We start from the raw sequence: 20,055 nt of genomic DNA on the forward strand, positions 1-20,055 counted from the left end.
GCATGACGCGGGCCGGCTGCTACGCTGGCGCGTCACGTTCCAGGGGTCCCTGCACCATGCGCCATCGCTCCGTCGCTCCATTCCTGTCGCTGCTGCTCGCCGCGGTTCCGGCGGGCCACGCCCTGGCGCAACCCGCGCAGGTACTCGACCTGCACCAAGTGATGGCCGACCCGGACTGGATCGGCCAGCCGGTCGAGCGGATGTGGTGGTCGTGGGACGGCGGTACCGCCTACTACAGCGCCAAGCGCATCGGCAGCAACATCCGCGACACATACGCCCAGCCGATCGCCGGGGGCGCGGCGACGCTGGTCGATGGCGCTGCCCGCGGCGGGATCGATGCGCTCAACCCGCTTTACGATGTGGCGCGCAACCGCATGGCGTTCGTGCGCAACGGCGACGTCTTCGTCCGCGACCTGCGCGGCGGCACGCTGCAGCAGCTGACCCGCAGCGAGGCCCTGGAATCGCAGCTGCAGTGGGCGCGCGACGGCGCGCTGGTGTGGCGCAGCGGCAACGACTGGTTCCGCTGGAGCGCCGCGACCGGGGTCGGCCAGGCGGCCAGCCTCAAGGCCGAGGACGCCCCGGGCACCCCGCCCAAGGCCGACGAGCTCCGCGAGCGCCAGCTGCGCTACATCGAGACGCTGCGCGTGGAACGCGCGCGCCGCGACGGGATGCGCGAGCAGGCCGACGCCTGGCGCCGCGCCGACGCCACCCGCGCGCCGGCCCCGGCATACCTCGGCAAGGGCGTCGAGATCCAGGGCAGCGCGCTGTCACCGGACGGGCGCTGGCTGCTGGCGGTCACCCAGGCCAAGGGCGCCGAGTCGGGGCAGAAGGGCAAGATGCCGCAGTACGTCACCGAATCCGGCTACGAGGAGTTCGAGGACGTGCGCACCCGCGTCGGCCGCGCCGATCCCGCGCCGCAGTCGTTCTGGCTGGTGTCGGTGGCCGATGGCCAGGTGCGCGAGCTGAAGACCGACAGCCTGCCGGGCATCACCGCCGACCCGCTGGCGGCGCTGCGCAAGGCGGCGGGCCAGGACGCGCTGAAGGGCCACCGCGCCGTGCGCATCGAGGCCGGCGGCCCCGACGGCATCACCGACGCCGCACGCTGGAGCGACGACAGCCGCGGCCTGGCGCTGATGCTGCACTCGGTGGACAACAAGGACCGCTGGCTTGCCACCGTCGACCTGGCGCAGGCGCGGCTGCAGCCGGTGCACCGCCTGACCGACGCCGCCTGGATCAACTGGGGCTTCAACGACTTCGGCTGGATGCCTGACGGCGGCGACCTGTGGTTCCTTTCCGAAGAGTCCGGCTGGTCGCACCTGTACCGGGCGTCCGGCGGCCGTGCCAGGGCGCTGACCTCGGGACGCTGGGAAGCGTCGATGCCGGTACTGTCCGCCGACGGCCGCGGCTTCCTGTTCCTGTGCAACCGCGCGCGTCCGGGCGACTACGAGGTCTGCCAGGTGGACGCCGCGGGTGGCGAGGTGCGCGAACTCACCACGCTCGACGGCGTGGAGGATTTCGTCGCTTCGCCCGACGGCAGCCACGTGCTGGTGCGCCATTCGTCGAGCTACGTGCCGCCGCAGCTGTCGGTGGTCGAGGCCGCGGGCGGCAGCGCGCGCCAGCTCACCGACACCCGTTCTGCGGAATTCAAGCGCTTCGACTGGCTGCAGCCGGAGTACGTGCAGGTGCCGTCGAAGCACGGCGCCGGCACCGTCTGGGGCAAGTACTACGGTCCTGCCACGATGGAGCCGGGGCGCACCTACCCGGTTGTGATGTTCGTGCACGGCGCCGGCTACCTGCAGAACGTCAGCGATCGCTACCCGAACTACTTCCGCGAGCAGATGTTCCACAACCTGCTGGTGCAGCAGGGCTACATCGTGCTGGACCTGGACTTCCGCGCGTCCGAAGGCTACGGCCGCGACTGGCGCACGGCGATCTACCGGCAGATGGGCCATCCGGAACTCGAGGACCATCTCGACGGCATCGACTGGCTGGTCGCGCACAAGCAGGCCGACCGCGAGCGCGTCGGCATCTACGGCGGCAGCTACGGCGGGTTCCTGACGTTCATGGCGCTGTTCCGCGAAGCGGGCACGTTCAAGGCCGGCGCGGCCCTGCGCCCGGTGAGCGACTGGTCGCAGTACAACCACGCGTACACCGCGAACATCCTCAACACGCCGGCGCTCGATCCGGGCGCCTACGCGAAGTCGTCGCCGCTGGAGTATGCGGAGGGCCTGCAGGACCACCTGCTGATCGCGCACGGCATGATCGACGACAACGTGTTCTACAAGGACTCGGTGATGCTGGCGCAGCGCCTGATCGAGCTGCGCAAGGACAAGTGGGAGCTGGCGAGCTATCCGCTGGAGCGGCACGGGTTCGTGCATGCCGACTCCTGGTACGACGAGTACCGCCGCATCCTCGAGTTGTTCAACCGCACGCTCAAGGCGCCCTGAGGGCGCCGGCACGGCGGCTTACAATGGCGCCATGAACGATTTCGACCGCGTCCGCGGCTACCTGACCGACCTGCAGGACCGCATCTGCGCGGCCATGGAAGGCGCCGACGGCGCCGCCCGGTTCCATGAGGACGCCTGGACACGGCCCGACGACAGCGCCGACGGTGGCCTGTCCGGCGGCGGGCGCACCCGCATCCTGCGCGACGGCGCGGTGTTCGAGCAGGCCGGCATCGGCTTCTCCGACGTCTCCGGCACCCGGCTGCCGCCGTCGGCCACGGCCAACCGGCCGGAGCTCGCCGGCGCCTCGTGGCGCGCGGTCGGCGTGTCGCTGGTCTTCCACCCGCGCAATCCCTACCTGCCCACCACCCACGCCAACGTCCGCCATTTCCGTGCCGAGCGCGATGGCGCCACCGTGGCCTCGTGGTTCGGCGGCGGCTTCGACCTCACGCCCTTCTATCCCTTCGACGACGACGTGCTGCACTGGCACCGCACCGCGCGCGCGCTGTGCGAGCCGTTCGGCGGCGAGGCGCGCTACGCGGCGCACAAGCGCTGGTGCGACGAGTACTTCTTCCTGAAGCACCGCGACGAGACGCGCGGCGTCGGCGGCCTGTTCTTCGACGACCTGGCCGACGACTTCGAACGCGACTTCGCCTACACGCGCGCGGTCGGCGACGGCTTCCTCGATGCGTGGCTGCCGATCGTGGAGCGTCGCAAGGGAATGCCATATGGCGAGCGCGAGCGCGAATTCCAGCTCTACCGCCGCGGCCGCTACGTCGAGTTCAACCTGGTCTGGGACCGCGGCACGCACTTCGGCCTGCAGTCGGGCGGCCGCAGCGAATCGATCCTGATGAGCCTGCCGCCGCTGGCACGCTGGGAATACGGGTACCAGCCCGAGCCGGGCAGCGCGGAAGCGCGCCTGGCCGACTACCTGCGGCCGCGTGACTGGCTGGCGGAGCCGGGCTGAGCCTCCGCGACCGGCTCAGCGCGAGTCATCCTTGCGCGGGACCACGGTGATGGTGCCGTCGACCTCCAGGGTCACCAGCGCGGCACCCGAGACGTCGGGCAGGCCGCTGTCGCGCAGCGCCTCCTCGAGGTCCTTGCGGCTGATGTTCTGGGCTCGCAGGACCGGTTCGAACATCACCCCGTCGCGTGCCAGCAGCACTGGACTGCCCTCGACGAGCTTCTCCACGCGCCGGCTGCGCGCGGTCACGAAGCCCACCACCCAGTTGCAGGCGACCAGGGTGGCGGCCAGCAGCAATCCGCCGAGCAGCGAGGAATCCTCGCCGAGGAGCGCGTTCTGCACCGCGCTGCCCAGCAGCACCACGACCAGCAGGTCGAAGGGCGTGAACTGCCCCACCGTGCGCTTGCCGGACAGGCGCAACATCGCCAGCAGCATGAAATAGACCGCCACCGCGCGCAGCATGAACTCCCACCACGGCATCGCGAGTGCGAACAGGTCGGACATGGCGCGTGCACCTCTGGACGGGCGACGAGTGTCCCACCGCGCCGTGAAGGAGGCGCGCTCGCGTGCCTGGAGCGCGGTGCATGCCGGGGACACGACGGGTGACTCCGCGCGACGCCGCGGTGGCGCCTCCTGCACGTGGCGTGGGCTAAAGTGCCGGTCCGCACCCCCGAGACCGTCATGCTTCACCGCCTGAGACTGCCGCGTACGTATTGGGCCGACCGGTCCCTCCTGGCATTCCTGATCGCGACGACCGCGTGGCTCTCGCTCACCCTCGCGCGCGGGCCGGGCGAACTGGCCGCGATCTGGGTGGGCAACGGCATCCTCACCGGCTGGCTGCTGTCCAGGCGCACGGCGACATGGCCCGGCTACATCGCGGTCGCGTTCGCGGCGGAGTTGCCGGCACGCATGCTGGCCGGCGACGAGCCCTCGTACGCGTTCGCCATCGCGGCATGCAACCTGCTTGAAGTGCTGACAGTGGCCGGCGTCGTCCGCAGCCGCGTACCCGACATCCGTGCACCGAAGGACTGGGTCGGCCTGGGCGGCATCGCGACCGGGTCGACGCTCATGGCCTGCGCGGTGTCCGGACTGATCGCCGCGAGCGTGGCGCAGGCCTTGCACGGCCAGGACTTCGTGCGCTCCCTCGGTGGCTGGTATGCCGCCCACGTCGTCGGCATGGTGATCCTGGCCACCACGACCCTGGTCGCACAGCGCGGGCTGGGCCTGTTCATTGCGCCGGGCCGGCGCTGGAGCCTGGCGATCACCATGGCGGTGCTGGTCGCGGTGGGGTCCGGCGTGTTCCTCACCAGCTACCCGGTGCTGTTCCTGACCTATCCCGCCCTGCTGCTCGTCGCCATGCGCCACCAGTTCGTGGGCGTGGCACTGGGCGTGATCGCCCTGGGGCTGATTGCAGCCGTCGCCACCACCCTGGGGCATGGGCCGCTGTGGCTGCGCCAGGACCTCGACGGTGCAGGCCGGATCGCGCTGCTGCAGATCTACCTCGCGGGTGGCTGCCTGATGACCATCCCCATGTGCCTGGCCATGGCCGAACGCAAGCGCCTCGCCGCGCGCCTGGGTGAGAGCGAACGCCGCTACCGCATGCTCGCCGACCATTCGCATGACGTCATCGCCCGGATCCGGGCCGATGGTGAACGCGTGTATGTGTCGCCATCGGCAGCGGAGATGTTCGGCCGGACGCCCGCGGAAATGCTCGGCTCGCGCTGGGACATCGTGCATCCCGACGATGTCGCGCAGCAACGGCAGGCCATGGCCGAGGTGCTTGCCACCGGTGAAACCCGCACCGACATCTACCGGGTGCGGCACAAGGATGGCCACCACGTCTGGATCGAGGCGGTCGCACGGTGCATCCCCGCCGACGACGGCAGCGGCCCGCCCGACCTCATGCTCACCGCGCGCAACATCAGCCGGCGCGTGGCGGCCGAGCAGGCGCTCGCGGAGAGCCGGCGCGAACTGGAGCGGCTGTCCCGCGTCGATGCCCTCACCGACCTGGCCAACCGGCGCCAGTTCGAGGAACGCTTCGCGCTGGCGCTGAAGCGGCTGCAGCGCCACGGCATGCCGGTCGCGCTGATGTGCCTGGACATCGACCACTTCAAGCAGATCAATGACGGCCACGGCCACGCCGCCGGCGACACCGTGCTGCAGGTGTTCGCCAAGCGCCTGTGCGACAGCGTGCGCGAGACCGACCTGGTCGCGCGCCTGGGCGGCGACGAGTTCGTCATCCTGATCGAGGACGCCGCGCCCGGCGCGGCCGAAACCATCGCGCGCAAGGTGGTCGACGCGACCGCCGGGGCGATCGATGCCAGCGGCACCCTGCTCACCGTCACCACCAGCATCGGCATCGCCTACGCGCAGCGGCCCACCGCTGCCGCGAAACTGATGGCGATGGCGGACGCCGCGCTGTACGAGGCGAAGAAGGCGGGCCGCAACCGCTACGAGGTCGCCACGGTGTCCTGAGGCCCCGCAGCGGCCGGGTCCGGCCCGGCCTCGCGCAGCGCCATCGCCGCACCCAGCAGCCCGGGATTGGCATGGGTGGCGATCTGGATCGACACCGGCTCGAGATAGGCGGCGAAGCGGCCCTTGGCGAGGAAGCGTTCGCGGAACGCGCTCGCGCGCAGGAAGGGAATGAAGCGCGGCACGATGCCACCGGCGATCACCACCGCGCGCGCGCCATGCACGAGGGCGACGTCGCCGGCGACGCTGCCGAGGATCGCGCAGAAGCGCGCCAGTGCGCGCCGCGATGCCACGTCATGCCCGTCCAGCGCGGCGGCGACGATGTCGGCGGGATCGCGCAGCGGCGCATCCCCGCCGAACGGCGAACCCGTGGCGCCGTCATCCTGGCGCAGCACGGCATCGATCGCGGACAACCCGCTGCCCGACAGCAGCCGTTCCCAGGACACGCGGCCATGGCGCGCGGTCGCCCAGTCCGCCAGCGCGCGCTCCTCTTCGCCCAGCGGGGCGAAGCCGACGTGGCCGCCTTCGGTCTCCACTGCATGCCAGCCGCGCGCGGCGTCCCCCACCAGCAGGCCGACGCCGAAGCCGGTGCCGGGCCCGAGCACGGAGACCGGGCCGCGCGTGAAGTCGTGCCCCTGGCCATAGAGCGCGACACGCTCGCTTGGCGCCAGCACGGGCACCGCGCGCGCGACGGCGCCGAAATCGTTGATCAGGCGCAGTTCCTCGAACCCGAGCGAGGCGCGCAGCTCATGCCGGCTGAACGACCAGGCGCGATTGGTCAGGCGGATGCCGTCGCCGTCGACCGGGGCGGCCAACGCGATCGCCGCGCGCCGCGGGCGCGCACCCACGGCGGCGAGGTAGTGCTCGGCCGCGTGCTGCAGGCTGGCGAACCCGGCGTTGCGCAGGGACTGAACCTCGTGCAGCTCCGGCACGGGCAGCGACGGGTCGCACAGGGCGAAACGCGCATTGGTGCCGCCGATGTCGGCGATCAGCGCAAGGTCGCTGGTCGAAGGGAGGCTCGTCATGGGCTCCAATGTACGTGCATACGATTCCAGGATCGCGGGCAATAAAAAGCCCCGCAGGCAGGGGGGGCCGGCGGGGCTGGAGAACGGGGCTCGGGGAGAAGCCGTCGTTCCGGGGTCGATCAGCTCCAGGGGAGGGAGTGATCAGTGACAGACCTTGCATCTGTCACGGGCTATATGACCACCGCGCACATTGATAGTTCGTGAAGAACTTCGTTAACTTTCTGTTGGATTCAGCCGACGTTTAGCGGGCCGCCCTGCAGCAGAATCTGAATGCGTCAATGCGCCTGTTCCCAGTTGTCGCCGATGCCGCTGTCGACCACCAGCGGCACGCGCAGGGCGGCTGCACCGGTCATGCGCTCCACCACCGCCGGCAACAGGGTGTCGACGAAATCCGCGTCGCATTCGAACACCAGTTCGTCGTGCACCTGCAGGATCATCCGCGCGCGCTCGGCGTGCCCGGCCAGCCACGCATCCACCGAAACCATTGCGCGCTTGATGATGTCGGCCGCGGTGCCCTGCATCGGCGCGTTGATCGCCGCGCGCTCGGCGCCGGCGCGCTGCGGCTGCGTGCCGCGGCTGATGTACTCGAGGTAGAGGCGGCGGCCGGAGACCGTTTCCACGTAGCCCTGCTCGCGCGCCTGCGCGCGGGTGCGCTCCATGAAGTCGCGCACGCCCGGATAGCGCGAGAAATACAGCGCGATGTAGTCCTGCGCCTCGCCGCGTGGGATGCCGAGGTTGCGCGCCAGGCCGAACGCGCCCATGCCGTACATCAGCCCGAAGTTGATCGCCTTGGCGGCGCGGCGCTCGTCGCCGGTGACCTCGTCGAGCGTGCGCCCGAACACTTCCGCCGCCGTCGCGCGGTGGATGTCGGCGCCGGCCTCGAACGCCGCGACCAGCCCGGCGTCCTGCGACAGGTGCGCCATGATCCGCAGCTCGATCTGCGAGTAGTCGCAGGCCACCAGCTTGCGGCCCGGCGGCGCCACGAACGCGGTGCGGATGCGGCGACCATCCTCGGTACGGATCGGGATGTTCTGCAGGTTGGGATCGCTCGACGCCAGCCGCCCGGTGGCGGCGCCGGCCTGCTGGTAGCTGGTGTGCAGCCGGCCGGTGTCGGGGTTGATCATCTCCGGCAGCTTGTCGGTGTAGGTGCCGCGGAGCTTGGCCAGGCTGCGGTAGTCCAGGATCACCCGCGGCAGCTCGTGCAGGTCGGCGATCGCCTCGAGCGCCTCTTCGTTGGCGGAAGGCTGGCCTTTCGGCGTCTTCACCAGCGTCGGCAGCTTCAGTTCGTCGTAGAGCAGCGCGCAGACCTGCTTGGGCGAATCCAGGTTGAAGGTGCGCCCGGCAAGCTCGGTGGCGCGCTGCTGCAGCTCCAGCATGCGCCGGCCCAGGCCCGCGCCCTGGCGGCGCAGCTCGTCGGCGTCGACCAGCACGCCATTGGCCTCGATGCGCGCCAGCACCGGCACCAGCGGCATCTCGATGTCGCGGTACACGCCGGTGAGCCCTGGCTCATCGGCCAGCCGCGCTGACATCACGCGGTGCAGGCGGAGGGTGATGTCGGCATCCTCCGCGGCGTAGCGCGTGGCGTCGTCGATGGCGACCTGCGAGAACGGGATCTGCTTGGCGCCCTTGCCGGCGACGTCCTCGTAGGCGACGGTCTGGTAGCCGAGTTCGCGCCGTGCCAGCGAATCCATGTCGTGGCGCGCGCGCCCCGAATCGAGCACGAAGCTCTCCAGCAGCGTGTCGTCGGCGTAGCCGGCAACGGCCACGCCGTGGCGGCGCAACACGTGCAGGTCGTACTTGCCGTTCTGGCCGACCTTGCGCACCGCGGGGTCTTCCAGCAGCGGCCGGAGCGCGTCGAGCGCTTCGGCGCGCGGCAGCTGCGCAGGCGCGCCGGGGTAGTCGTGGCCCAGCGGGAGGTAGGCAGCGTGCCCCGGCTCGAGGCAGAAGCTGATGCCGACCAGGTTGGCGCGCATGGCGTCGAGCGAATCGGTCTCGGTGTCGAGCGCGAACAGACCCGCGGCGCGCAGGCGCGCGATCCAGTCGTGCAGCTGTGCAGCCTCGAGCACGGTCTCGTAGCGGCCCGGTGCGGCGAGCGCCGGATCGGTCGGGGCCGCCGGCGCGCTCGGCGCCACGAATCCGGCACCGGGGCGGCTGAATCCGGCACGCGCCGGCACCACGCCCGCGGCGTTGCCACCGTCGAGGTCCTTCAGCGCCTGCACGAATCCGTAGCGCTGGTAGAGCGCGCGCAGGGTCTCGGTGGCGGGCTCGCGCAGGCGCAGCGCCTCGGGCTCCAGGCCCAGCTCCAGATCGGTGCGGATGGTGGCCAGGGTCCGGTTGAGCGGCAGCCGGTCGAGCGCCTCGCGCAGGTTGTCGCCGATCTTGCCCTTGACCTCGGCGGCATTGGCGATCACGCCGTCCAGCGAGTCGTACGCCGCCAGCCACTTGGCCGCGGTCTTCGGCCCGCACTTGTCGATGCCCGGGATGTTGTCGACCGCGTCGCCCATCAGCGCCAGGAAGTCGACGATCTGGTCGGGGCGCACGCCGAATTTCGCGAATACCGCTTCGGCGGAATCGGTGCGGCTGCCGCTCATGGTGTTGACCAGTGCCACGCCCGGGCGCACCAGCTGCGCGAAATCCTTGTCGCCGGTGGAGATGGTGACGTCGATGCCGTCCGCGGCGGCGGCGAGTGCCAGCGTACCGATGACGTCGTCCGCCTCCACGCCCGGCACCCGCAGGATCGGCAGGCCCAGGGCCTCGACGATCCCGCACATCGGCTGCACCTGCGCGCGCAGGTCGTCGGGCATCGGTGGGCGGTTGGCCTTGTAGTCCGGGAATATGTCGTCGCGGAAGGTCTTGCCGGGCGCGTCGACCACGAAGGCCACGAAGTCCGGCTTTTCCTTCAGCGTTGCGCGCAGCATGTTGACCACGCCGAACAGCGCGCCGGTCGGCTCGCCCTCGGCGTTCGACAGCGGCGGCAGCGCGTGGAAGGCGCGGTAGAGGTAGGAGGAACCGTCGATCAGGACCAGGCGCGTCATGCCGCGGATTCTACGTGGTCGCCGGGCGACGGCGGCGCTGGCGCATACTCACGACCCTTGCCACGGGAGAACGCCATGAAGCGCCTTGCGACCACCCTGCTCGTTGCCATGTCCCTGGGCGCATGCGCCAGCATGGGCGATCCCGCCACCGGCATCCCGGCCGACGCCGAGCAGGCCACCCGCACCGAGTCCAACGGCGACGTGGTCACCGAGTACCGCGTCGACGGCCGCCTGCGCGCGTTGAAGGTCACGCCGTCGCGCGGCGCGCCGTACTACCTGTTCGACCGCAATGGCGACGGCATCGTCGACGACGAACGCGACGGCGTGTCACCCGTCTACTTCAAGCTGTTCGAGTGGAACTGAAACCGGCCGCCAGCGCGGCGCCCGCCGGCGGCAAGCGCCTAAACCCGCTGCTCGGCACCTGGCTGACCGGCCTGCTGGCGGTGCTGCCACTGGTGCTGACCCTGGTGCTGCTGGGCTGGGCGGTGGGCATCGTCAACCGGTTCATCGGCCCGAACAGCCTGTTCGGTCGTTCGTTCACGGTGTTCGGCGACTGGTTCGCCGCGCACCCGATGCTGGCGTACCTGTTCGGCACGTTGCTGCTGGTGGTGGTCATCTACGTGCTGGGCCTGCTGGTGCAGTCGCGCCTCAAGGCGCCGATGAAGGCGCTGCTCGACGGCACCATGCGCCGCATCCCGCTGGTCGGCAGCGTCTACGCGCTGGCCGACCGCTTCGTGTCGGTGATCGGCGACCGCCAGGAGGCGGACATCGCGGCAATGAGCCCGGTGTGGTGCTTCTTCGGTGGCGACGGCGTGGCCGTGCTTGGCCTGCTGCCCAATCCGGAGCCGGTGCACATCGACGGCCGCACCTACCTGACCGTGCTGGTGCCCACCGCGCCCATCCCGGTCGGAGGCGGGCTGCTCTACGTGCCCGCGGAGTGGGTGAAACCGGCCGATTTCGGTATCGACACCCTGACCAGCGTGTACCTGTCGATGGGCATTACCCTGCCGCGTGGTAAAATTCCGCGTTCCGTTGGGGAGTAGCCGGCTTCCGTCCCCGGAAGCGTCCGCGTCAACATGCTCGGCAACACATGCCGTGGCGCGGAACACCATCCAGGTTGGCGAGACCATCGGCACGCAGGTGCGATCTCCGGGTCGGGCAGGCCGCGTGCCGTTGTCCGCACGCCCGGCCCTGGACCCCACATGCATCCACTTTCGATCCTCCTGCTCGGCATCGCGATGTCGACCGACGCGTTTGCCGCCGCCGTCGGCAAGGGCGCGGCGATGCGCACGCCACGGCTGCGCGATGCGCTGCGCGCCGGGCTGATCTTCGGCGTCATAGAGGGCCTGACGCCCGTCATCGGCTGGGCACTGGGCACCGCGGCCGCACCGTACGTGCGTGCCTGGGATCACTGGATCGCGTTCACGCTGCTGGTGCTGCTTGGCCTGCGCATGATCTGGGCCGGACTGCGCAGCGACGATGATGCAGGCGATCCACCGAACCACCACGGATTCTGGGCACTCGCCGCCACCGGGTTCGCGACAAGCATCGATGCGATGGTGGTCGGCGTGGGCCTCGCGTTCCTCGACGTCAACATCATGGTGGTGGCGGCAGTGATCGGACTGACCACGCTGGTGATGGTGACCCTGGGCATCCTGCTGGGCCGCATGTTGGGCGCACTGGCGGGCAAGCGCGCCGAGATCGGCGGCGGCGTGATGCTGCTGGTGATCGGCTGCTTCATCCTCTACGAGCACGTCACCGGCGCAGCGTGAGGTCGCAGTGTTCGCGGCACGCGCCACTTCACGTTACGTACAATGCGTCGGCAACAGAATCCTCGAAACAGAACAGATGGAATCGAATGTACGGTCGCGAGCGACGCAAGCCGCAGGCCAGTGAGCCTGCGGCGCTGCGCGCCGGTCTTACGCCGGCACAACTGAAGGCACTGGAGACGCTTGAGCATTTCAGCTGGACGCTGAAGTTCGTGCGCCGGCCGATGTTCGAGGATCCGGTTCCGGTGGTCGTAGACCGCGAAGGCAAGCGCCATGCCGTCTTGCTTCCCGACGGCACACTCGACGACTCGCCCGCGTTCCCGATCCGCGACTGACGCGCCGCCCTCAGGCCGGCTGCAGCTTCGCGTAGGCCATCACCAGCCACTTGCTGCCGACGTCGTCGAAGTTGACCTGCACGCGCGCATGCGCGCCCGCGCCCTCGATGTCGGTCACCACGCCGCCGCCGAAGCTGGCGTGGAGCACGTTCTGTCCGACCATCAGCCCGGCCGTGTCCTCGACCAGCGCGTGACCGTGGTCGCGCCGCGGAGTGGGCGTGAAGCGCGGCCGCTGCACCTGCACCTTCGGCCGCACCTCGTTGAGCAGGGCCGACGGGATCTCGCGCAGGAAGCGCGACGGCATGCCGTACATGTCCTGGCCGTGCAGGCGCCGCGTCTCGGCATGGCTCAGCACCAGCTTCTGGCGCGCACGGGTGATGCCCACGTAGGCCAGCCGCCGTTCCTCTTCGAGGCGCCCGGCCTCTTCGATGGAGCGCGTGTTCGGGAACAGGCCTTCTTCCAGGCCCGCCAGGAACACCAGCGGGAACTCCAGGCCCTTCGCGCTGTGCAGGGTCATCAGCTGCACGCCGTCCTCGCCGGCCTGGGCCTGGCCTTCGCCGGCTTCGAGCGCGGCGTAGGCGAGGAACGCCACCAGGTCGTCCATGCCGGCGCTGTCGTCGTCGTCGCCGCGCACGAAGCGTGAGGCCACCGACACCAGCTCGTCGAGGTTGTCGACGCGCGAGTCGAGGCTGCCCTTGGACTCGCGCGCGTAGTGCTCGCGCAGGCCCGACCGCAGCAGCACGTGGTCGATCTTGTCCTTGAGCGGCAATTCGCCGAGCTCGCCGCCGATCGCGTCGATCAGCATGTGGAATGCCGCCAGCGCGTTGCGCGCACGCCCGGCCAGCCCGCCCGACTGCGCTTCGCGCACCGACGCCTCCCACAGCGACACGCTGTCGCGGCGCGCACGCATGCGCACTTCGTCCAGCGTGCGCCCGCCGATGCCGCGCACCGGCGTGTTGACCGCGCGCTCGAAGGCGGCGTCGTCGGCGTGGTTGGCGACCAGGCGCAGGTAGGCCAGCGTGTCCTTGACCTCGGCGCGTTCGAAGAAGCGCACGCCGCCATAGACGCGGTACGGCAGCTGCGCGGCGAGCAGCTTCTCCTCGATGATCCGCGACTGCGCGTTGCTGCGGTACAGCACCGCGCAATCACCGTGGCTGCCGCCGTCGCGCACCCACTCGCGGATGCGGCCGACGATGTACTCGGCCTCGTCGATCTCGTTGTAGGCCGCGAACAGGTCGATCGGGTCGCCCTGCCCGCTTTCCGTCCACAGCCGCTTGCCGAGTCGCTGCGGGTTGTGGGCGATCACCGCGTTGGCGGCGTCGAGGATGCTGGCGGTGGAGCGGTAGTTCTGCTCCAGGCGGATGGTCTGCGCGCCGTCGAAATCCTGCAGGAAGCGCTGCACGTTCTCGACCTTGGCGCCGCGCCAGCCGTAGATCGCCTGGTCGTCGTCGCCGACCACGAACACCTGGCCGGCCTCGCCGGCCAGCAGCCGCACGAACCCGTACTGGATGGGGTTGGTGTCCTGGAACTCGTCGACCAGCAGGTGCGCGAAGCGCTGGCGGTAGTGCGCCAGCAGCACCGGCGTGTCGCGCAGCAACTCGTGCGCGCGCAGCAGGATCTCGGCGAAGTCCACCAGCCCGGCGCGGTCGCAGCGCTCCTGGTACAGCGCGTACGCCTTGAGCATCACCGACGACCACTCGTCCTGGCCGTCCTGGATGTGCGCCGCGCGCCGGCCTTCATCCTTCTGCGCGTTGATCCACCACGCGATCTGCCGTGGCGGAAAGCGTGCTTCGTCCAGCTCGAGCTGCTGCACCACGCGCTTCACCAGCCGCAGCTGGTCGTCGGAATCGAGGATCTGGAACGCTTCCGGCAGCTTCGCGTCCTGCCAATGCAGGCGCAGCAGGCGGTGCGCCAGGCCGTGGAAGGTGCCGATCCACAGGCCGCGACTGCCATGGCGCAGCAGCGCGTCGGTGCGGTGGCGCATCTCCGCCGCGGCCTTGTTGGTGAAGGTGACCGCGAAGATGCCGTGCACCGGCACCGCGTAGACCTCGTTCAGCCAGGCGATGCGGTGGGTGAGCACGCGGGTCTTGCCCGAACCGGCGCCGGCAAGCACCAGGTAGTGGCCGGGAGGCGCCGAAACGGCCTCGCGCTGGGCCTCGTTGAGGCCGTCGAGCAGGTGGGAGACATCCATCGCGGCATTTTACGCGACGCGGGGCGCCCCCACCGGACGGCGCGGCGCGCGGCCGCGCCGCGCTCAGTGCGCGTGTTCGCGCCGGGTGGCCGACCCCGTCATCAGCTTGTCGGTCCAGGCGATGCCCATCGCCGACAGGATGAAGGCGAAATGGATCACCGTCTGCCACAGCACGCCCATCTCGGTGGCGTTGGTGCAGGCCTTGCCCTTGATGCCCGCCGCGGCGGCGGCGGTCACCGCGGCAATGCCCTCGGCCGACGTGCAGTACGGCAGCCCGCTGCCCAGCGTGCCGGCTTCGATGAAGGTCTTCAGCAGGTGGATGGACGAGATGCCGATGATCGCCATCGCCAGCTTCACCTTGAGCACGCTGGCGTTCACGTGCGACAGCCATTCCGGCTGGTCCGGGTGGTCCTTCAGCCCAAGGCGCGAGACGAATGTCTCGTAGCCGCCCACGATCACCATCACCAGCAGGTTGGAGATCATCACCACGTCGATCAGGCCGAGCACGATCAGCATGATCTCCTGCTCGCCCAGCGACGGGGTCAGCTGGATCAGGTGCACCAGCTCCTTGGCGAACAGGAACACGTACACGCACTGCGCGGCGATCAGGCCCAGGTACAGCGGGAGCTGCAGCCAGCGGGAACTGAAGATGAGGTGGGAGAGCAGGCCGAGCCTGGGTGCTGGGGGTCGCGACATCGGGATCCTTGGCGAGGGAAAAACCGGCGAAGCGTAGCGGCCGTCCGCCGCCGCTGCCAAGCGGCACGACGTTGACCCCCGCCAGCGCCCCGCCGGGGCGACGTGACGCAGCGTTGCGCCCGCGCGCGCGCGTCGGCGAGGCACGCCGGCCTAGACTCCACTGCCCACCCGCGAGGAGCCCGCCATGATCGACCTCCACTACTGGCCGACGCCGAATGGCCACAAGGTCACCCTGTTCCTCGAGGAGGCCGGGCTGGAGTACCGGATTGTTCCGGTCGACATCGGCAAGGGCGCGCAGTTCGCGCCGGACTTCCTCGCCATCTCGCCCAACAACAAGATGCCGGCGATCGTCGACACCGCGCCGGCGGATGGCGGCGCGCCGGTCAGCGTGTTCGAGTCCGGCGCGATCCTGCTGTACCTGGCCGAGAAGACGGGGCGTTTCCTGCCCGCCGACCTGCGCGGCCGTGCCGCCACGCTGGAGTGGCTGTTCTGGCAGATGGGCGGGCTGGGCCCGATGACCGGCCAGTACGGCCATTTCAACGTCTACGCGCCCGAGAAGATCCCGTACGCCATCGACCGCTACACCCGCGAGGTGGAGCGCCTGCTGTCGGTGCTCGACAGGCGCCTGGCCGGCCGCGCGTTCATCGCCGGCGACGCCTACACGATCGCCGACATGGCCGCCTACCCCTGGATCAACCCCTACACCAGCGCCCCCGCCGACCTGGCACCGTTCGCGGAGCTGCGTCGCTGGCAGGCGGCGATCGCCGCGCGCCCGGCCACGCAGCGCGCCTACGCGCTGGCGGCGCAGGTGAACCCGGACCTCGACAAGCCGATGTCGGACGAGGCGAAGGCGCAGCTGTTCGGCCAGGGCGCGCGCCGCGACTGACGCTTCACCGGCGCCGACCCGCTTGCCCCGCCCGGGGAACCCGGCGGGGGCTTGCGGCATGATGGCCGCCTCCACGATTCCACGGACGCCCCTGATGCGCCTGCTGCTGGCCACCGCCCTGATGACCCTGACCATCGCCCACGCCCATGCCGCCCCGCCCGCCGCGGCGCCCGCCGCCTCGCGGCTGACGCTGGAGGCGATCACCGGCGATGCGCCACTGTCCGGGCCGACCCTGCTGAAGCCGCAGGTGGCGCCCGACGGCTCTCGGGTGACGTTCCTGCGCGGCAAGGACAGCGACCGCAACCGCCTCGACCTGTGGGCCTACGACGTGGCCAGCGGTGAAACCGCGATGCTGGTCGATTCCGCGGTGGTGCAACCCGGCACCGAAGTGCTCAGCGACGAGGAGAAGGCGCGCCGCGAGCGCCAGCGCATCGCCGCGCTGTCGGGCATCGTCGACTACCAGTGGGCGCCGGACGCCCGCCACCTGCTGTTCCCGCTCGGCGGCGAGCTGTACCTGTACGACCTGTCCAAGCAGGGCGCCGACGCCGTGCGCCGCCTCACCAGCGGCGCGGGCTTCGCCACCGACCCCAAGGTGTCGCCACTCGGCGGCCATGTCAGCTTCATCCGCGCCCGCAACCTGTGGGTGATCGACCTCGCCGACGGCCGCGAGCGGCAGCTGACCCGTGACGGCAGCACCACCATCGGCAACGGCGTGGCCGAATTCGTCGCCGACGAGGAGATGGCGCGCCACACCGGCTACTGGTGGGCGCCCGACGATTCGGCGATCGCCTACGCGCGCATCGACGAGTCGCCGGTGCCGGTGCAGAAGCGCTACGAGGTGTACGCGGACCGCACCGAAGTCGTGGAGCAGCGCTACCCCGCGGCCGGCGATGCCAACGTGGGCGTCGAGCTGTTCGTGGCGCGGCTCGGCGAAGACACGCCGCTGCGCATCGATCTGGGCGCCGATCCCGACATCTACCTCGCCCGCGTCGACTGGCGCGACCCCGAGCGCCTCACCTTCCAGCGCCAGTCGCGCAACCAGCGCCGCCTGGAGCTGGTCGAGACCACGCTCGCCAGCGGCCGCCAGCGCACCCTGGCCACCGAGACCGCCAAGACGTGGGTGCCGCTGCACGACAGCCTGCGCTTCCTGCGCGACGGGCGTTTCCTGTGGTCGTCGGAGCGCGACGGCTTCGAGCACCTGTACATCGCATCCGAAGACGGCCGGTCGATGCAGCAGCTGACCCGCGGCGAGTGGCCGGTGGACCGCCTGGCCGCGGTCGACGAAGACAAGGGCCTGGCGTACTTCATCGCCGGGCGCGCGTCGCCCACGCAGTCGGCGCTGCATGCGGTGCCGCTGGCGGGTGGCGACATCGTGGCGCTCGGCTCGCAGCCGGGTACGCACGCCATCAGCTTCGCGCGCAACGCCAGCGTCTACGTCGACAGCTGGTCGAACACGCGCACGCCGCCGCGCATGGACCTGCACCGCGCCGACGGCAGCCTGGTCACGGCGCTGGTCGACAACGACCTCGCCGATCCCGCGCATGCGTACGCGCCGTACCGCGCCGCGCACCTGGCCACGGAGTTCGGCACGCTCACCGCGGCCGACGGTCGCACGCCGCTGCACTACAGCGTGGTCAAGCCCGCCGGCTTCGACCCGGCCCGGCAGTACCCGGTGGTGGTGTTCGTGTACGGCGGTCCCGCCGCGCAGACCGTGCTCGACGCCTGGCCGGGCCGCGCCGATGCGTTCTTCAACCAGTACCTCGCGCAGCAGGGCTACGTGGTGTTCTCGCTCGACAACCGCGGCACGCCGCGGCGCGGGCGCGACTTCGGTGGCGCGCTGTACGGCAGGCAGGGCACGGTGGAAGTGGCCGACCAGCGCGCCGGCGTGGCCTGGCTGCGTGCGCAGCCCTGGGTGGATGGCGCGCGCATCGGCGTGCACGGCTGGTCGAACGGCGGCTACATGACGCTCATGCTGCTGGGGCAGGCGCCAGGCGACTTCCGCTGCGGCATTGCCGGTGCACCGGTGGCCGACTGGGCGCTGTACGACACCCACTACACCGAACGCTACATGGACCTGCCCGACGCCAACGTCGACGGCTACCGCCACGCCAGCGTGTTCACCCACCTCGACGGCATCCGCGACGACGCGTTGCTGCTGGTGCACGGCATGGCCGACGACAACGTGCTCTTCAGCAACGCCACCGGCCTGATGTCTGCGCTGCAGAAGCGCGGCACGCGCTTCGAGCTGATGACCTACCCCGGCGCCAAGCACGGCCTGCGCGGCGCCGATGCCCTGCACCGCTACCGGCTGGCCGAGCGCTTCCTCGGGAAGTGTCTCGCGCCCTGACGCGCACCCATGACCTGCGGCCCGTTGCGGGCCGCGGCAGCGGGGGTTAGCGTCGCCGCTCCAGCCACACGGACCGACGCTGCCATGAAGACCCTTGCCCTCGCCATCATGCTTGCGCTGGCCGCGCCGACCACCGCCTACGCGCAGGCGCCTGCGCCTGCTCCCGCGGCCGCGGTGGCCGCCACGCCGGCCTGGGTGACGCGCAGCAACGAGCATGCGCAGGTGCTGATCGATGCCCAGGCGAAGTTCGCGCCCGAGGGCTTCTCGTTCTTCGGCATTCCCGGACTGGACACGCTCACCGCGGACCTCGGCCCCGACAACGGCGCGCGCTTCCGCGCGGCCAGCGCCACCGCGCGCGCCGAGCTGCAGCGCCGGCTGGAGCTGGAGCGCGACGCCAACGTCCGCCAGGACCTGGCGATCATGATCCGCGCCGCCGACGAGGCGATCGCCAGCAGCGCGCTGCAGGAGCGCATGGTGCTGCCGTTCGCCGACGCGCCGCAGCTGGTCTTCCAGGGCATCAACGGCCTGCTGTCGAAGCAGGTGCCGGCCGAGCGCCGCGCGCACGCCCGCGAGCGCCTGGCGCGCTACGTGGGCCTGGCGCCGGGCACCACCCCGGTCATGGTCCAGGCCCGCCAGCGCTACGAGGAGCGCGTCGGCGACGCGTCGCTGCTGCGCCCCACCAGGCTCGAGGTCGAACAGGCGCTGCAGAACGTCGACACGTACGCCGCCGGCATCCGCTCGCAGTTCACCGAGTACGGCATCGACGGCATGGACGAGGCCCTGGCGGCGCTCGACGCGCAGTCGAAGGATTACGCCGCCTGGGTACGCGCCGACGTGCTGCCGGAGGCGCGCACCGATACGCAGCTGCCGCCGGAGCTGTATGCCGAGCGCCTGAAGCAGGTCGGCATCGACGTCGACCCGCTGGTGCTGGTGCAGCGCGCGCAGCTGGAGTTCATGGAAACGCGGGCGATGATGCAGCAGCTCGCACCGCTGGTCGCGAAGGAGAAGAGGATCGCGGCCAGCGACTACCGCGAAGTGATCCGCGCGCTCAAGCGCGACGTGATCGCCAACGATGCGCTGGAGCGCGAGTACCGCGTGGTGATCGACGCCATCGACCCGATCATCCGCGAGCACGGCATCGTCGACGTGCCCAACCGGCCGATGCAGATGCGCCTGGGCACGCCGGCGGAAAGCGCCGCGCAGCCCGCACCGAACTTCAGGCCGGCGCCCCTGGTCGGCAACACCGGCCAGCAGGGCACGTTCGTGCTCCCGTTGGGCAACCCCGCGCTCGGCCCGGAAGCCGCGTATGACGACTTCAACCATCCATCGGTCGCCTGGACGCTGAGCGCGCACGAGGGCCGCCCCGGGCACGAGCTGCAGTTCACCGCGATGGTCGAACGCGGCATTTCGCTGGCGCGCACGCTGTTCGCGTTCAACTCCGTGAACGTCGAGGGCTGGGCGCTGTACGCCGAGGCCGAGATGGTGCCGCACGAGCCGATCGACGGGCAGCTGATCGCCCTGCAGTTCAGGCTGATGCGCGCGGCGCGGGCGATGCTCGACCCGATGCTCAACCTCGGGCTGATCGACCGCGAGCGCGCCAACCGCCTGCTGATCGACGACGTGGTGCTGTCGCCGGCGATGGCCCGCCAGGAGATCGACCGCTACACCTTCAACGCCCCCGGCCAGGCCGGCGCCTACTTCTACGGCTACACGCGCATCCTGGAGCTGCGCATGGAGACCGAGCTGGCGCTGGGCGCGCGCTTCGACCGGCTGGCGTTCAACAACTTCCTGCTCGACCAGGGCCTGTTGCCGCCCGACCAGCTGGCGGAGGCGGTGCGCACGCAGTTCATCCCCGCGCAGGCCAAGAAGTAGCGTTCACACACCTGCGCAC

The 20,055-nt window shown here is 70.6% G+C and carries 15 protein-coding genes; 10 read left to right on the forward strand and 5 right to left on the reverse strand.

The annotated features are described in order from the left end of the window. Positions 1-56: 56 nt before the first annotated feature. Both JGR64_RS12855 and hemF read left to right on the forward strand, forming a co-directional pair. On the forward strand, positions 57-2,447 hold the full coding sequence (locus JGR64_RS12855; protein ID WP_199373880.1) for a S9 family peptidase: 2,391 nt from the start codon (positions 57-59) through the stop codon (positions 2,445-2,447). A 31-nt stretch (positions 2,448-2,478) separates the two neighbouring features. Further along, entirely contained in the window at positions 2,479-3,411 is a 933-nt protein-coding gene (hemF, locus tag JGR64_RS12860; RefSeq protein ID WP_199373882.1) for an oxygen-dependent coproporphyrinogen oxidase, read from the forward strand. A gap of 15 nt (positions 3,412-3,426) precedes the next feature. Here hemF and JGR64_RS12865 read toward each other — a convergent pair whose 3' ends face one another. Further along, complete coding sequence (locus JGR64_RS12865) at positions 3,427-3,912, reverse strand: YetF domain-containing protein (protein ID WP_199373884.1); 486 nt, start codon at positions 3,910-3,912, stop codon at positions 3,427-3,429. A 177-nt stretch (positions 3,913-4,089) separates the two neighbouring features. Here JGR64_RS12865 and JGR64_RS12870 point away from each other — a divergent pair, with 177 nt between their 5' ends. Further along, positions 4,090-5,883, forward strand: coding sequence for a sensor domain-containing diguanylate cyclase (locus JGR64_RS12870; protein ID WP_199373886.1), 1,794 nt, complete (start codon positions 4,090-4,092; stop codon positions 5,881-5,883). On the opposite strand, the gene glk is transcribed toward JGR64_RS12870, so the two are convergent. Both glk and polA read right to left on the reverse strand, forming a co-directional pair. Beyond that, entirely contained in the window at positions 5,859-6,905 is a 1,047-nt protein-coding gene (gene glk, locus JGR64_RS12875) for a glucokinase (protein WP_199373888.1), read from the reverse strand. The genes JGR64_RS12870 and glk overlap by 25 nt on opposite strands. Before the next feature lie 275 nt (positions 6,906-7,180). After that, the gene (gene polA, locus JGR64_RS12880) at positions 7,181-9,940 is read right to left on the reverse strand and encodes a DNA polymerase I (RefSeq protein ID WP_199373890.1); all 2,760 of its coding nucleotides are present in this window, start codon (positions 9,938-9,940) and stop codon (positions 7,181-7,183) included. 75 nt (positions 9,941-10,015) lie between these two features. Between polA and JGR64_RS12885 the strand changes: the two genes are divergently transcribed. From JGR64_RS12885 to JGR64_RS12900, 4 genes are all read left to right on the forward strand, one after another. Further along, the gene (locus tag JGR64_RS12885) at positions 10,016-10,303 is read left to right on the forward strand and encodes a DUF2782 domain-containing protein (protein WP_199373892.1); all 288 of its coding nucleotides are present in this window, start codon (positions 10,016-10,018) and stop codon (positions 10,301-10,303) included. Then, positions 10,294-10,983, forward strand: a complete 690-nt coding sequence (locus JGR64_RS12890) for a DUF502 domain-containing protein (protein WP_199373894.1) — start codon at positions 10,294-10,296, stop codon at positions 10,981-10,983. Before JGR64_RS12885 ends, JGR64_RS12890 begins: the two co-directional genes overlap by 10 nt. 159 nt (positions 10,984-11,142) lie before the next feature. After that, entirely contained in the window at positions 11,143-11,712 is a 570-nt protein-coding gene (locus JGR64_RS12895; RefSeq protein ID WP_199373896.1) for a manganese efflux pump MntP family protein, read from the forward strand. Between the two features lie 86 nt (positions 11,713-11,798). Continuing rightward, positions 11,799-12,044 (forward strand): hypothetical protein, encoded by a 246-nt coding sequence (locus tag JGR64_RS12900; RefSeq protein WP_199373898.1) that lies wholly within the window; start codon positions 11,799-11,801, stop codon positions 12,042-12,044. A 10-nt stretch (positions 12,045-12,054) separates the two neighbouring features. Here the strand turns inward: JGR64_RS12900 and uvrD are convergent, their stop codons facing one another. Further along, a complete protein-coding gene (gene uvrD, locus JGR64_RS12905; RefSeq protein ID WP_199373899.1) occupies positions 12,055-14,235 on the reverse strand; it encodes a DNA helicase II in 2,181 nt (726 codons plus the stop codon). Between the two features lie 63 nt (positions 14,236-14,298). Next, on the reverse strand, positions 14,299-14,931 hold the full coding sequence (locus tag JGR64_RS12910) for a TIGR00645 family protein (protein WP_199373901.1): 633 nt from the start codon (positions 14,929-14,931) through the stop codon (positions 14,299-14,301). A 184-nt stretch (positions 14,932-15,115) separates the two neighbouring features. Between JGR64_RS12910 and JGR64_RS12915 the strand changes: the two genes are divergently transcribed. From JGR64_RS12915 to JGR64_RS12925, 3 genes are all read left to right on the forward strand, one after another. Further along, positions 15,116-15,817, forward strand: coding sequence for a glutathione binding-like protein (locus JGR64_RS12915; protein WP_199373903.1), 702 nt, complete (start codon positions 15,116-15,118; stop codon positions 15,815-15,817). A gap of 94 nt (positions 15,818-15,911) precedes the next feature. Then, on the forward strand, positions 15,912-18,164 hold the full coding sequence (locus tag JGR64_RS12920; RefSeq protein ID WP_199373905.1) for a S9 family peptidase: 2,253 nt from the start codon (positions 15,912-15,914) through the stop codon (positions 18,162-18,164). Positions 18,165-18,248: 84 nt separating this feature from the next. After that, complete coding sequence (locus tag JGR64_RS12925; RefSeq protein WP_199373907.1) at positions 18,249-20,036, forward strand: DUF885 domain-containing protein; 1,788 nt, start codon at positions 18,249-18,251, stop codon at positions 20,034-20,036. Positions 20,037-20,055: the final 19 nt, after the last annotated feature.

Source organism: Luteimonas sp. MC1572, assembly GCF_016615815.1.
Classification (GTDB): Bacteria; Pseudomonadota; Gammaproteobacteria; order Xanthomonadales; family Xanthomonadaceae; genus Luteimonas.